Origin of the sequence: Paenibacillus sp. OK060, assembly GCF_900101205.1 — a bacterium.
Lineage (GTDB): Bacteria > Bacillota > Bacilli > Paenibacillales > Paenibacillaceae > Paenibacillus > Paenibacillus marchantiae.
In genome coordinates this window covers 392,334-404,997 of the sequence record NZ_FNFR01000003.1, presented here as the reverse complement: position 1 = coordinate 404,997, position 12,664 = coordinate 392,334, and the positions used below count along the sequence as shown (strand labels likewise).

Annotated in this window: 11 protein-coding genes; 5 read left to right on the top strand and 6 right to left on the bottom strand. The window is 46.3% G+C overall.

Going from position 1 to position 12,664, the window contains the following annotated elements:
• Together cydD and cydC are read left to right on the top strand one after the other, a co-directional pair.
• Window positions 1–1,875 (top strand): thiol reductant ABC exporter subunit CydD, encoded by a 1,875-nt coding sequence (gene cydD / locus BLS14_RS13495; protein ID WP_090952208.1) that lies wholly within the window; start codon window positions 1–3, stop codon window positions 1,873–1,875.
• 1 nt (window position 1,876) lies between these two features.
• Window positions 1,877–3,826 (top strand): thiol reductant ABC exporter subunit CydC, encoded by a 1,950-nt coding sequence (gene cydC / locus BLS14_RS13490; RefSeq protein WP_090952205.1) that lies wholly within the window; start codon window positions 1,877–1,879, stop codon window positions 3,824–3,826.
• Window positions 3,827–4,032: 206 nt separating this feature from the next.
• On the opposite strand, the gene BLS14_RS13485 is transcribed toward cydC, so the two are convergent.
• From BLS14_RS13485 to BLS14_RS13470, 4 genes are all read right to left on the bottom strand, one after another.
• Entirely contained in the window at window positions 4,033–4,992 is a 960-nt protein-coding gene (locus BLS14_RS13485; protein WP_063567347.1) for an MraY family glycosyltransferase, read from the bottom strand.
• 105 nt (window positions 4,993–5,097) lie between these two features.
• The gene (locus tag BLS14_RS13480) at window positions 5,098–5,775 is read right to left on the bottom strand and encodes a hypothetical protein (RefSeq protein WP_079695485.1); all 678 of its coding nucleotides are present in this window, start codon (window positions 5,773–5,775) and stop codon (window positions 5,098–5,100) included.
• A gap of 1 nt (window position 5,776) precedes the next feature.
• Window positions 5,777–6,634: an ATP-binding cassette domain-containing protein gene (locus BLS14_RS13475; RefSeq protein WP_256336444.1), complete on the bottom strand. Its 858-nt coding sequence runs from the start codon at window positions 6,632–6,634 to the stop codon at window positions 5,777–5,779.
• 19 nt (window positions 6,635–6,653) lie between these two features.
• Window positions 6,654–7,022 (bottom strand): GntR family transcriptional regulator, encoded by a 369-nt coding sequence (locus tag BLS14_RS13470; protein WP_256336443.1) that lies wholly within the window; start codon window positions 7,020–7,022, stop codon window positions 6,654–6,656.
• A 270-nt stretch (window positions 7,023–7,292) separates the two neighbouring features.
• Between BLS14_RS13470 and BLS14_RS13465 the strand changes: the two genes are divergently transcribed.
• Both BLS14_RS13465 and BLS14_RS13460 read left to right on the top strand, forming a co-directional pair.
• Window positions 7,293–7,997: an ABC transporter ATP-binding protein gene (locus tag BLS14_RS13465; RefSeq protein WP_090952199.1), complete on the top strand. Its 705-nt coding sequence runs from the start codon at window positions 7,293–7,295 to the stop codon at window positions 7,995–7,997.
• Entirely contained in the window at window positions 7,997–10,321 is a 2,325-nt protein-coding gene (locus BLS14_RS13460; protein WP_090952197.1) for an ABC transporter permease, read from the top strand. Before BLS14_RS13465 ends, BLS14_RS13460 begins: the two co-directional genes overlap by 1 nt.
• Window positions 10,322–10,569: 248 nt before the next feature.
• On the opposite strand, the gene BLS14_RS13455 is transcribed toward BLS14_RS13460, so the two are convergent.
• Window positions 10,570–11,385: a hypothetical protein gene (locus BLS14_RS13455; RefSeq protein WP_090952194.1), complete on the bottom strand. Its 816-nt coding sequence runs from the start codon at window positions 11,383–11,385 to the stop codon at window positions 10,570–10,572.
• Window positions 11,386–11,448: 63 nt separating this feature from the next.
• Window positions 11,449–11,766, bottom strand: a complete 318-nt coding sequence (locus BLS14_RS13450) for an ArsR/SmtB family transcription factor (RefSeq protein ID WP_063567345.1) — start codon at window positions 11,764–11,766, stop codon at window positions 11,449–11,451.
• Between the two features lie 161 nt (window positions 11,767–11,927).
• On the opposite strand from BLS14_RS13450, the gene BLS14_RS13445 reads away from it, so the two are divergent.
• A complete protein-coding gene (locus BLS14_RS13445) occupies window positions 11,928–12,302 on the top strand; it encodes a polyketide cyclase (protein ID WP_072733735.1) in 375 nt (124 codons plus the stop codon).
• The last annotated feature ends 362 nt before the right edge of the window (window positions 12,303–12,664 follow it).

Genomic DNA, 12,664 nt, shown 5'->3' with positions numbered 1-12,664 from the left:
ATGGGACGGGGGCTGTTGAAGCTGCCGGGCATTCGACCGGTACTGGCGCTGGCTTCAGCGCTGGTACTGTTGCAGGCAATGACGATTATCATGCAGGCGAAATGGCTGGCACAGGCGATTACGGCATTGTTTCAAGGTTCACCTGTAACGGAGCAGTACCCAGTGCTGCTGTTGTTCCTGGCCGCTTTTGCCGCCCGCTATGCCCTATCGTTCTGGTTGCAGCTCATCGCTTCGCGGTACGCGGAGAAGACAGGGAACGATCTGCGTAGACAGATGGTGGAGCAGTGGTTCCGGCTGGGGCCGCGTTTTGCCAAAACGGAAGGAACAGGGCACCTGGTAACCTTGGCACGCGAAGGAACAGCCCAGTATAAGACGTATCTTGAACTGTTTATTCCCCGAATGCTGGGGATGGGGTTCACGCCAATCGTTATTCTGTTCTATGTCTTCAAGCTGGATATGATGTCCGGGGTTATTTTGACGCTGACGCTGCCGATCCTGATTGTGTTTATGATTTTGGTGGGGTTGGCTGCACAACGCAAGATCGATGGACAGTTCAAGTCGTACAAAGCGCTGGCCAACCATTTCGTAGATACGCTCCGTGGACTGGAAACACTCAAAACACTGGGACAAAGCGTTAAGCATGGAGAAACAATCGTTCGGGTCAGTCAGCGATATCGCAAGGCTACGATGTCTACGCTGCGTATGGCTTTTCTGTCCTCCTTCGCACTCGATTTCTTCACCATGCTGTCGGTGGCTTCGGTGGCGGTTGGATTGGGGCTGCGCCTGACGGAAGGACATATGCTGCTTGGACCAGCGCTGACCGTACTCATTCTCGCACCGGAATACTTCCTGCCTGTACGAATGGTAGGCGCAGATTACCACGCTACACTGGACGGCAAAGAGGCCGGGGAAGCGATCAGCCAGATGATTGAACGAGGGAAAATGGCCGAACGTAAGCAAAAGGAAGTATACACAAGTGCTGTTCTGCATGGGGTGTCAGAAAAGAACGGAGAATCCTCCTCGCCTGAGCCTTCTTCTGGCCCAAGTGATGTGAATCCATCCACCATACGGGTGGTGTTACGTGAGGTAAATGCCCAAAGTGACGTGGCTGCTTTCTCATTGAAACCCTCTTGGGAGGCGACGAGCAGACTGGCGCTCACTAACGTACAGGTACGGCATCAGGAAGACGGGCCATGTTCGCTGAATGATGTGACGTTTCAGGTTTCTGGTCTTGGCAAAGTAGGGATTATCGGAGCGAGCGGAGCAGGGAAATCGACCCTGATTGATGTACTGGCGGGTTTCCAGCAGCATACTTCAGGTCAGATCTTATATAACGGCCAGCCCTTATCTCCAGAGATGATGGAAGATTGGAGAAAACAAACGGCGGCGATTCCGCAGCATCCAACTATTTTCAGTGGCAGCTTAGCGGATAATGTTCGGTTCTATATGCCTGAAGCTTCGGATGCGGAGGTGGCTGACGCCATTCACGCAGCAGGTCTGCATAAGCTTACCTCCTCCTTGCCGAATGGGTTGCAGGAGCCGATCGGGGCTGGGGGAAGGCAGCTCAGTGGGGGACAGGAGCAACGGGTAGCTTTGGCGAGAGCTCTGCTTAGTGCGCGCCCGATCCTACTGCTGGATGAGCCGACTGCGCATCTGGATGTGGAGACCGAGTATGAACTGAAACAGACGATGTTAACGCTGTTTGAGGGTAAGATGGTGTTTTTGGCAACACATCGACTGCATTGGATGCCCCATATGGATCGCATTATCGTGATGGAGGGCGGCACGGTTGCAGAGACAGGAACACATGAGGAATTGTTGGCCCGACAAGGCGTATATTACCAGATGATTCAGGCCCAGATGGAGGCGGTGTAAGATGAAAGCCGGATATGAGCAGACAGAAACAGCCCGGAGCGGGAGCAAAAAGAATAGCTGGATCACTCCGTACGTGGCACAGTACCGCTGGAGACTCGTGGCAGTCATTGCGCTGGGGATATGCGCTACATTATGTGCTGTGCTGCTGCTCTTCACCTCCGGGTTTCTGATCTCCAAGTCGGCGCTCCGTCCTGAAAATATTTTGATGGTATATGTACCTATCGTGGGTGTTCGTGCATTTGGGATTTTCCGTGCCGTATTCCGGTATGTCGAACGTCTGGCCGGACATGATGCGGTTTTGCGTATACTGGCGGATCAGCGCGTGAAGCTGTATCAAATTTTGGAGCCGCAGGCATTGTTCCTGCGCTCTCGTATGCAGACGGGAGACGTACTTGGTGCCCTCGCAGAGGACGTAGAACGACTGCAGGATATTTACCTGCGTACGGTATTTCCAGCGGTTACCGCGCTCATGATGTACGGTGGAGCTGTTGTGGTCTTTGGCAGCGTTGATCTGGGGTTTGCACTGTGGATGGGGTTGTATATGCTGTTTCTGGTTGCCGTGCTGCCTGCCATCTCCCTCCGCGTGACGTGGAAGTTGCGGGTGCGACTAAAGCGGGAGAACGCCAAGTTGTACACTCGTCTGACAGATGGTGTGCTTGGCCTCGGGGATTGGATAGCGAGTGGACGAGCTGAAGAATTTGTACGTCGGCAGGAAGTGACTGAAGGACAGGCGGATATGATTCGACTCCGCTTGCGGCAATGGACGCGCTGGCGTGATCTGATTGCCCAATGTGTGATCGGACTAATGGTGGTATCCGTGACCTTATGGGCGGGAAGTGCGGCTTCTGCCGGACAGCTGCCTGCAGTCATGATTGCTGCATTTGTGCTGGTGTTGTTTCCACTCACGGAAGCACTGCTGCCCGTAGGAGATGCGGTGGAGCATATCCCGCAGTATCGTGAATCGCTGGAACGATTGCAGCACTTGGAAGGTGAAGAGCATCAGCCAGAACAGTCTGGAACCGAAGAAGCGACAGCATCAGCCGGAGCCAAAAAGGATATGACCACAGGTATATCAGGCAGCAATCCCGTAGAAGGACAACATCTGGGTTCTCTGGAGCGTAAGGAAAAAGCTTCGGACCGACGTATCCGCCTACGCATTCCGCCCAGGCTGCGAGCCGACATTCAGATCGATCAGGTGAGTTATCGTTATACGTCAGGTGCTCCATTGGCTGTGCAGGAGGTGTCTCTTCATCTTCCGCAGGGCAAACGCTTGGCTATTCTCGGTCGCAGCGGCGGCGGTAAATCAACCCTCCTGAAGCTCATTCAGGGAGCGTTACTCCCATCCGCCGGGAACGTATTCATCAATGATCTTCCGGTACAAACGATGGGCGAAAATATAACGGATGTCATTGCAGTGCTGAACCAAAGTCCACATCTATTTGATACAACAGTAGCTAACAATTTGCGTATCGGCCGTCCTTATGCAACAGACGAAGAAATCCAGCGAGTGGCTGCGCAAGTAGGTTTATCCGATCTCATTGAATCTTTGCCGCAGGGTTATCATACCCCGATGCTGGAGACAGGACTTCGTTTCTCTGGTGGAGAAAGACAGCGGATTGCACTGGCTCGGGTACTTCTTCGCGAAACGCCTGTCGTTATTTTCGATGAACCGACTGTAGGACTTGATCCTGTAACGGAGCGAGCGCTCATGCGGACGATTCTGGACAGCATGCAAGGTAAAACAATGATCTGGGTCACCCATCACCTGATGGGAGCGGAACGGATGGATGAACTTATTTTTATGGAAAATGGACAGATCACCATGCAGGGTTCTCACGAACAATTGCTAGCCCGGGAAGAGCGTTATCGCCGTCTCGTTGAACTTGATCGACCGGGTTGGGCAGATGGGCAGCAACCTGCGGTCACGCTACCACCTGTAGCCTCAAGATAAGAGCGAATATAAGGTGCAGGTGCAGATGCAGGCAGGGCAGGGATCGGATAGAGTATGGCGCGTTGACAGAAGTTTGTGCACGAATCGGTAGTTACTCTATTAAAAGGATAATTCACTTCGTCAGTGAAATAGCAAAGAGACGAGCCACAGGATCAGTGGGCTCGTCTCTTTTTTTACATCTTTTGTTGAAACGTTTGTTACTAATATTACATCTCTACCAGCATCAAAATAATGGAAGAGAGGCATAGACAGGTACTGATGAGATACAGGACGCCAACCACCTGTTTGTGATTCAGGCCAGCGCGCAGCAAGCGATAATGGGCTTGACTTGCATCTGCCTGATAGATGGCTTTGCCTTGAATGAAACGTTTGATGACCACAAAAATGTTGTCGAAGATCGGCACACCGAGTGCCAAAATCGGAATGAAGATAGACAGCATGGTCGCTTGTTTGAAAGCACCATCCAGGGCGATTACCGCCAGGATGAAGCCGAGAAACGTAGCTCCTGCATCGCCCATGAACACCTTGGCGGGGGCTTTGTTATATTTCAGATAACCCAGGGTGACCCCGACCAGCGTAATGGCCATAAGGGCAGAATCGGTTTGGCCTTTGGTCATTGCCACGATAAACAGTGTAATGGCTGAGATGGCGGACAAACCGCCTGCCAGTCCGTCCATGCCGTCCGTGAAGTTAATGACTGTTGTCACACCGAAGATCCACAGGATCGTCAGAATAAATTGCAGCCAGATCGGAAGCATAATGTATTCGGAATTGAAGGGATTCACGAACCCGGTGAACGCAATGCCGGAAGCAAATACGAGCACTGCGGCAGAGATCTGTACGAGCATCTTGGGCAGGGCAGGGAAGTCTTTGCCTTTGGTTTTGTACCAGTCATCAACTGTACCAATCGTTAACAGAAGCATTCCGCCGGCGACCAGGGCCGCCGTTTCCCATGAAATTTCTTTCGTAAGAACAATGTATGTCAGGAAGAATCCAGTAAATATCGCGTAACTCGCCGTCAGTGGAATGGGCTGCCTGTGCAGCTTACGCTCCACATCTTCTCGGGGCTTGTCCACAAAATCGAGCCGATGTGCCAGTCGACCAAGCGGCGGAATAAGCAGAACCACGACAGCAAAAGACAGCATAAAAGCCAGTATGTATACCATAAATTCGCTTGATTCACTCCTATCTACCAATTTCCCCCTATTATACGAGCTAAACAGGAAATCTGTCGATGTCATTATTGTAACCTAAGCTTCTACCCAGATAGTTTAGTATGTTCTCCCCTTTGTGAAAAACCAACCACCGGCTACGAACACGATGAAAAGCACAAGATTAAATCCAACACCCTTGATTAGTGAGTCGTTGAATAACAATGCTTCGAAAAAAGAAACAACATGAGCGCGTAGCGCGGGAATCGCTGTTCCGGTTGGAATCGCCACAATGAATAGCACCCACAGCAGCCAGCCGACAAGGTGGTGGTAGCCGGAGATTAGCATGCTTAGGAGCGCCATCGTCATCAAATAAAAAATAGTTTGGTAGAGAAAAGAACCTGCCACGCCAAATTCGTTCCAATGAAACGCTTCAATAAGGTTTACGGTGTTTTTGTGGAGTAGATTCACTTCAAGCATAGGCCATAAAGAATTAAATAAAGCGATGGCCACTGCCCACACAGCATAAACGAATTGAAGACCAAAAAAATATTGTTTTCGGCTTGCTCCTAAATGTACGATGCGGTTGTAATAGCTAAGCGGAAGTACGATTGCGAAAATGAGCAAAATAAGCAGCAGCAGGTTGCCATCCGCGATTCCTGTGTTCTGACTGCTGTCTATAAAGAGGCCAACAATGAATTCTGCCAACCTGCCAAGGAGGATTAAAATAATGACCATCCATATATAAATCCTCATTTGCAAATAGGTCGCCTTTAAATGAACGGTCAATGCACCCAATTTAACGACCTCCTTCGATTAAATACGAAAAAAACTTCTGAAGCGTCAAATTTTCAATCGTTATGTCTAGTTTGCGGGCCTGCAGCCTGTCCTCATCGTTGAATTTTTCGTAGACGGCGGCAAGCTTTCCGTGGCCGTAAGATTCTGTATGTAATACTCGCTTTCCTTTTGTGAACAAAGCTACGGCATCTGAATTTCCGCGAATCAAATAAGCTGCCATCCGTATCCGATTCATCTCGTCATGAAGCAGGAGAGAGCCCTCATCAATGATATAGACTCGCTCTGCGATTGGGGCGATTTCATCAATCAAATGCGTAGAAATTAAAATCGTACGGGGATGATTGGCGTAATCCTCCAAAAGCTCCTTGTAAAACCTTTCCCGCATCAATACATCAAGGCCAAGCACTGGTTCGTCGAATAATGTCAACGACGATCGGCTAGACAGACCGATAATGTTTCCTACGAGTGATTCTGTGCCTCTTGAGAGCTGCTTGATTTTTTTGTTGGGATCAAGCTCAAACGTTTGAAGAAGCTTATGAGCAAACGTCCAATCCCAATTGGGATAGAAATTTGCAGCGAACTGCAAAATCTCAATCAATCGAGCTCCTCCAAATAGCTTGTTATTCTCCCGTACGAAACAGCAATCTTCTGGTAGGGCTCCTTTACCCAACTTTTTACCTCTTATCTCAATGGTGCCATCATTCGCGAAGAATCCACCTGCTATGATGTTTAGCAAGGTTGTTTTGCCTGCGCCGTTTCGTCCGAGCAAGCCGTAAATAACGTTTTCCTCGAGCTGTATATCCAGATCCCGTAATGCATAGGTTCGACCATATTTCTTATTTAATTTGTCGCAACTCACCAAGATGCTCACAATGAATTCATTCCTTCCTTAATTGTTTAATCATCTCAATGATATCCTCGGTTGCCAGTTCAAGTTTGTCAGCTTCACAAATGAGATTGGACAGCAATTCCTTATAAAAACGATTTCTTCGCTTATTCTTAATCTTTTGTTTGGCATCAGACGAGACATACATGCCAAGCCCTCTTTTTTTATACAATATTTCTTCATTTACGAGCAGGCCAATTCCCTTCACAACAGTCGCTGGATTGATTTGAAAGAGCTGAGAAAACTGAGCAACGGAAAGAATTTGCTCATCCTCTCGGTAAGTTCCGTTGAGAATATCGTCCTCAATGATATCTGCTACTTGTTGAAAAATTGGCTGCTTTTCGTCGAAAGTGACGTTCATTACCTCACCACTCAGCATTGTAGTTTGTTACACATCTAGCAGGAAAACATAACTTATATGCGAAAATTTGTCAATAAACAATCGTTCTGAAGGATAAGTGATGATTTTTTTTACACTGAGTCCAGTTATTGACAATTGATTGCGATGGAATTATAGTATGCTACATGAGTGACATACTCATACACTAACATACCTACATAAATAAAAATACACTTGCAACAGGGAGCGCTCCAGAAGTATGTCAAATAAATAATGGGGAGAGAGAAATTTATGAAAACATTAATTGAATTTAAAAATGTAACGAAAGAATACAAAATTGGCGAAGTGCCGATCAAAGCGCTGAACGGTGTTGACTTTACCATTAACGAGGGTGAATTCGTTGTTGTTCTCGGTGCAAGCGGAGCCGGTAAAAGCACGATTCTCAATATACTTGGTGGCATGGATACGGCAACCTCGGGTAAAGTGACTGTTGGCGATAAGGATATTACTAGCTTTAACGAGAAGAAGCTTACGGGATATCGCGCCGAGAAGGTAGGTTTTGTCTTTCAATTCTATAACTTAATTCCTAATTTGAATGCTTTAGAGAACGTTGAATTCGCCACTGAAGTATGCAAAGACCATCGGGATGCCAAAGAGATATTAAATAAAGTCGGCTTAAATAATCGTATAAAAAACTTCCCGTCCCAGCTCTCCGGAGGAGAACAGCAGCGAGTTGCTATAGCACGAGCCGTTGCAAAGAACCCTCTGCTATTGCTATGCGATGAGCCGACTGGTGCGTTGGATTATGTCACTGGCAAGTCGGTTTTGAAGCTGCTTCAGGATTTGAATACGGAAACGAAAAAATGTGTTGTGCTGGTCACGCATAACTCCGCGATTGTGCCGATGGCGGATAAAATCATTCGGGTGAAAAGCGGAAAAATCGAAAGCGTAACGGTCAATGAGCATAAACAAAGCGTTGAAGGGATTGAGTGGTGATGAAATTATTCAAAAAATTGATAAGGGATATCAAGCAATCGATCGGTCAATTTCTGGCCTTTGTATTGGTTATCACCATAGGCGCTTTTTTCTACACGGGGTTGGTTACGTTAAGCAATAATCTTAGCTCTTATTCAAAGAATTACTTTCAAACTCATAATTTAAGTGACTTAAACGTTTACTACGACCAAGTATCCAAGCAGGATATGTCGAAGTTGAGTGGAATTGAAGGGATAAAGAAGGTGGAGGGACGGTATACCTTTGATGCGACGCAATCATTTGGTGATACTAAAGCAACTTTAAAGATCCACTCCATCCCCGAAATCAATAGCATTAATACGCCTACTATAATTGAGGGCAACATTCCGTCTCGCCAGGATCAAATCTTGCTTGATTCCCATTACGCCAAGGAGCACCAGTACAGAGTCGGGGATCAAATGAAGTTAAGCGTCAATGACCAGGAAGTGCCATTCACCATTAGCGGCTTGGGCGAAAATGTGGAATATGCCAAAAAAAACGAAACTCAGGACCATAAAACTTCGGGATTTGCATATGTGGCTGAAGCGGGAATTCCTCGAATCGCAGGTAACCTTTATTATAATGAGGTTTTAATTGACGCTGAAGAAGGGTACGATATAGACCGATTAGGCCAAAATGTTGAAGCGCAGTCTCAACAACTTTCTTATGTAAGCCAAATAAGTAAAGACCGAACATTCAGTTACTCGCAACTCCAACAAACAGTCTATAACAATAAATTAATGAGCAAGGTTATTCCGCTAGTTCTCTTTATAATCGAAGCCATCATTCTCTTCCTCACCATGTCTCGGATCATCGATTCACAAAGGAACCAGGTAGGAATTATGAAGGCTTTAGGAGTGAAGAACAGCAGTATCATGCTCCATTACATGGGGTTCCCGATACTTGTCGGTATCATAGGTTCCATTCTTGGCTGTATCGTTTCGGCAATCATATTTGTTCCAATGATTGAGGCGTCAAATGCTAGATCCTACTCTTTGCCGAACATAACATTCTCCTTATCCCCCTTCTCGATCATTATGCCTATCCTGTTCTCGAGTGCATTCGGCATGCTGGCTTGTTACTTGAGCGGCATAGGTATTCTGCGAGAACACGCAGTACAGGCGATGAGGCCTAAACCGCCGAAGAAGATGAAAAAACTGCTCATTGAACAGCTTCCGAAAATTTGGGGAAGTATTCCCTATAGCAATAAACTCATTTTGAGAAACATCTTTCTTAATAAGCAAAAGGCGATAGCAAGTTCCGTTGGCGTTGTTGTGAGCACAGTGTTGTTGATCACTGCGTTCGGGACACAAACGTCCTTACAAAGGGTCGCCGACCAGATCGAAGAGGTGAATACCTATGATCTGAAGGTTGAATACACGAGTGGGGCAGAGCTAGAAAAGGTGGAATTACCCACTGGGATTGAAAGCAGTTATTATCAATCGACCTTTCCTGTGGAATTCGCCAAGGGAGATGATCATGAGAATGCCACTCTAACCGTTACGCAGAAGTACAACGCACTTATCCAATTTTTCGACGGGAAAGATAATCCGATAACACTTATGGACAGTGGTGTGCTGGTACCAAAATCATATGCGGATCACTATAAGGTTGCAATAGGGGATACGATCCGAATTCGATTCACTGATCCTTCGTTTGCGAATAAAACGGTCGATATGAAGGTTGCACAAATATCTAATCAGTATTCCAATCCGTCTTTCTTTTGCTCGATAGCGTATCTGGAGAGTTTTGGGATCGACTACAACCCAACCACAATTCTAGTGAAAGCTAGCAATGCCACAGACCTTACTAACGTACGACAGTTCTTCGAACAAGACAATCTGGTAGATACAATCGCGGACAAGGATGATTTGAAAAAATCTGCACAATTTATTATGAAGCAGAATAGTTTTATCTTTATCATGTTTATCATTAGTGCTGTCATTCTTTCGTTTGGTGCCATCTACACCATATCCTCCATCAACATTTATGAAAGAAATCGCGAGCTGGCTACTCTTAAAGTATTGGGTTATCAAAAAAATAAAATAAATCGGCTTATCTTCTCTGAGAACATGATACTCACCACTTTTGCGGTCATTATAGCACTGCCAATCAGTGTATATATGTATTCCATTATTATTGAGGCGCTGTCGAGTACCCATCAACAAATCCCAGATCAAATAAATATTTTTGTTATGCTGATATCAATCATTATTGCATTTTTACTTACCGGGCTCTCTAACTTGATGCTTCAGAGAAAGGTCTCCCGAATTAATATGATTGAATCGTTAAAAAGTTTAGAATAAATCGGGCGGTAAAGAGTGGATTATTGCCAATAATATAAAAAACGACAAGTGTGAATTGATTCCACACATAGTAAGTCGTCCTTCAAATATGTCTTGATTCTTGATGCCTATCGGAAAATTAATGGTCAATTTTTGATGAAACACTACGAGCCTCCAAGCTGTAGTGTTTTTTACTATATAGACCTAAGTATTTGTTTGTTATTCATATAACCGGCTTAAACAGATTTAGAGCTGGGCTGTTTAAGGGCTTAGAGTTTCTGGGGCAGATAGGAACCAAAGAGGGAAATCGCCGCATCTGCGCTGTACCCATCATCGCCCTGCCAGGTTGCGGCAAAGTGGAAGTCGCTGTACCCGCCTCTGCTTTTTCGTGGCGTATCCTGCGGAACAAGCAGACCGGATGCACCCCAGATTTCGAGGATCGCGTTGCGTTCCTGTTTGCTCGAAGGAAACAAGCCTTTCCAGCGTTTCTCCAACCCGCGTGCACTCTCATGGGGTTCGCAGGTTTGCGCTGCTTCAAGCATGCTCACAAGTATAGCGATGTCTGCGTCAGTCACTTCATAGATGGCTTCCTTGCTAGCCAGCAGTAGATCCAGATCCATCAGGCAGTATAACAGGTTGTTGTGGCGAACCCCGCCCCATTTCACCCGTTCAAAGTTCAGTACATTCAGATCGACGTCCGTGTACGTCTTGTCCGATTGCAGGCGCAGGAAGTTGCAATCCCCGCAGGAGCTGGTGTTGGCATGCAGTGCACGGCGTTCCTCGTAGGTATGCAAAGGCAGTTGCGATGTTAAAGCCCAGCTGGAAAGGGCGCTGCGCAGATAAACTTTTTTGGTAGATAAACTGTGTAAAAATGCTGATACTACCCGCCGCTTGATGGAGTTGTCCTGATGAATCTCATGCAAACGTGCGACGATCTCATCATGGGTAATGGTCAGTGGATCGAACATAACACCTCTGCTTTTGGCATATTCAAAGTCATCCCCCGAGAAGTGAGCAGATATTGTTTTCCAGCCGCCGCTTCCCCAGAAGGTGCCCAGCAGAATTTTTGCCGCTTTTTTATCCAAGAAATCAACCTCCTGTATACAATCCATAAGATGATGTATCGCAAGATTCAAGCTTCGTTTTCCTTAATGTACATATTCCTCGGTTGTATTCAGAATCAGTTCAACAAGACCGGGAAAACGGGAGTTCAAATCGTCCTTTCGTAGAGAATAAAAGTGCTGTTTGCCTTCAATGCGAGGCCGGATAAGGCCTGCTTCACGCAAGATTTTGATGTGATGAGACAACGTTGATTTGGAAATATGGTCTACTTCGAAGGCGGAACAGTTTTTCTCGCCAGAGCTGGCCAGACAGTGTGCAATTTTCATCCGTACCGGATCACCGAGTGCGTTGCAGACCGTGGTCAGATTCAATTCCGAAGCCATAGGTATCGTTGGAGTTTTCATATCTATGACGGTAGCATATTCGACAATCTCTTTCAATGTTTGATTTTTTTCGAACTGAGGGTTGTTCTATGGACATAAAGTGTGGTACATTTCTTCTAGATTAGTTTGAAATTTTTCGAACTGAAATCCAAATCAGCTTATCAACCTCAGGAGGAATACCCATGACTACCTTGTTAAACAACTATTTCCGTTTATTTGACGCTTCCCGTACAGACGAACGCGCGATGCAAGATTTGTTGTCCCTGTTTACACCGGATGCCGAGATTGTGTTGAACGGCACCAGCAGAACGGGATTTGATGGTTTTATGAAGGCTTTCTATGAATACAATAGCGATGTGAAACACATGTGGGACGAATGGAAGCTTCAGCCGGACGGTAGCTATCAAACAAACTGGGCGGTATGCGGACAAGCTTCGGACGGAACGGTGTATGCCAAAACAGGCATCGATATCGCTCGTGTGAATGAGGCGGGACAGATTGTGTATTTGGAAAATGTGCAGGCAGATAAGGATGCATTCAGCAAATATAATGGATGATTGCAATAATTAGGATATAGATGCATATCCAGATTGAAATAGAAAGGGAGCAACCGATCGATTACTTTTCGATTAATTGTTCTCTTTTTTTGTCGTACTCCGGATCAGTTAGGCGTTAACTTATTTCCTACAGATAGTTCAAAGTTAGGTGTTTTATTTGGATGCATAAATGTTCTTTTGTGGTTCTTCTTATTGAGATACTTCGTTATCTATCTTGCATATCATGTCACCATTGCTGATGGTGTGGTGGGCAATGCAACTATGGTACTTGGGGTATTTGTACAAAAAAAGTACATGAAGAAGGGCCACCCCATATGTCATAGACATAGTGGGATGCCCCTCTTTAACGTGCAGCGATTCGT

Coding starts and splice junctions, on each gene's coding strand:
- cydD (WP_090952208.1), top strand. CDS start 1: ATGGGACGGGGGCTGTTGAAGCTGCCGGGCATTCGACCGGTACTGGCG.
- cydC (WP_090952205.1), top strand. CDS start 1,877: ATGAAAGCCGGATATGAGCAGACAGAAACAGCCCGGAGCGGGAGCAAA.
- BLS14_RS13485 (WP_063567347.1), bottom strand. CDS start 4,992: ATGGTATACATACTGGCTTTTATGCTGTCTTTTGCTGTCGTGGTTCTG.
- BLS14_RS13470 (WP_256336443.1), bottom strand. CDS start 7,022: ATGAACGTCACTTTCGACGAAAAGCAGCCAATTTTTCAACAAGTAGCA.
- BLS14_RS13465 (WP_090952199.1), top strand. CDS start 7,293: ATGAAAACATTAATTGAATTTAAAAATGTAACGAAAGAATACAAAATT.
- BLS14_RS13460 (WP_090952197.1), top strand. CDS start 7,997: ATGAAATTATTCAAAAAATTGATAAGGGATATCAAGCAATCGATCGGT.
- BLS14_RS13450 (WP_063567345.1), bottom strand. CDS start 11,766: ATGAAAACTCCAACGATACCTATGGCTTCGGAATTGAATCTGACCACG.
- BLS14_RS13445 (WP_072733735.1), top strand. CDS start 11,928: ATGACTACCTTGTTAAACAACTATTTCCGTTTATTTGACGCTTCCCGT.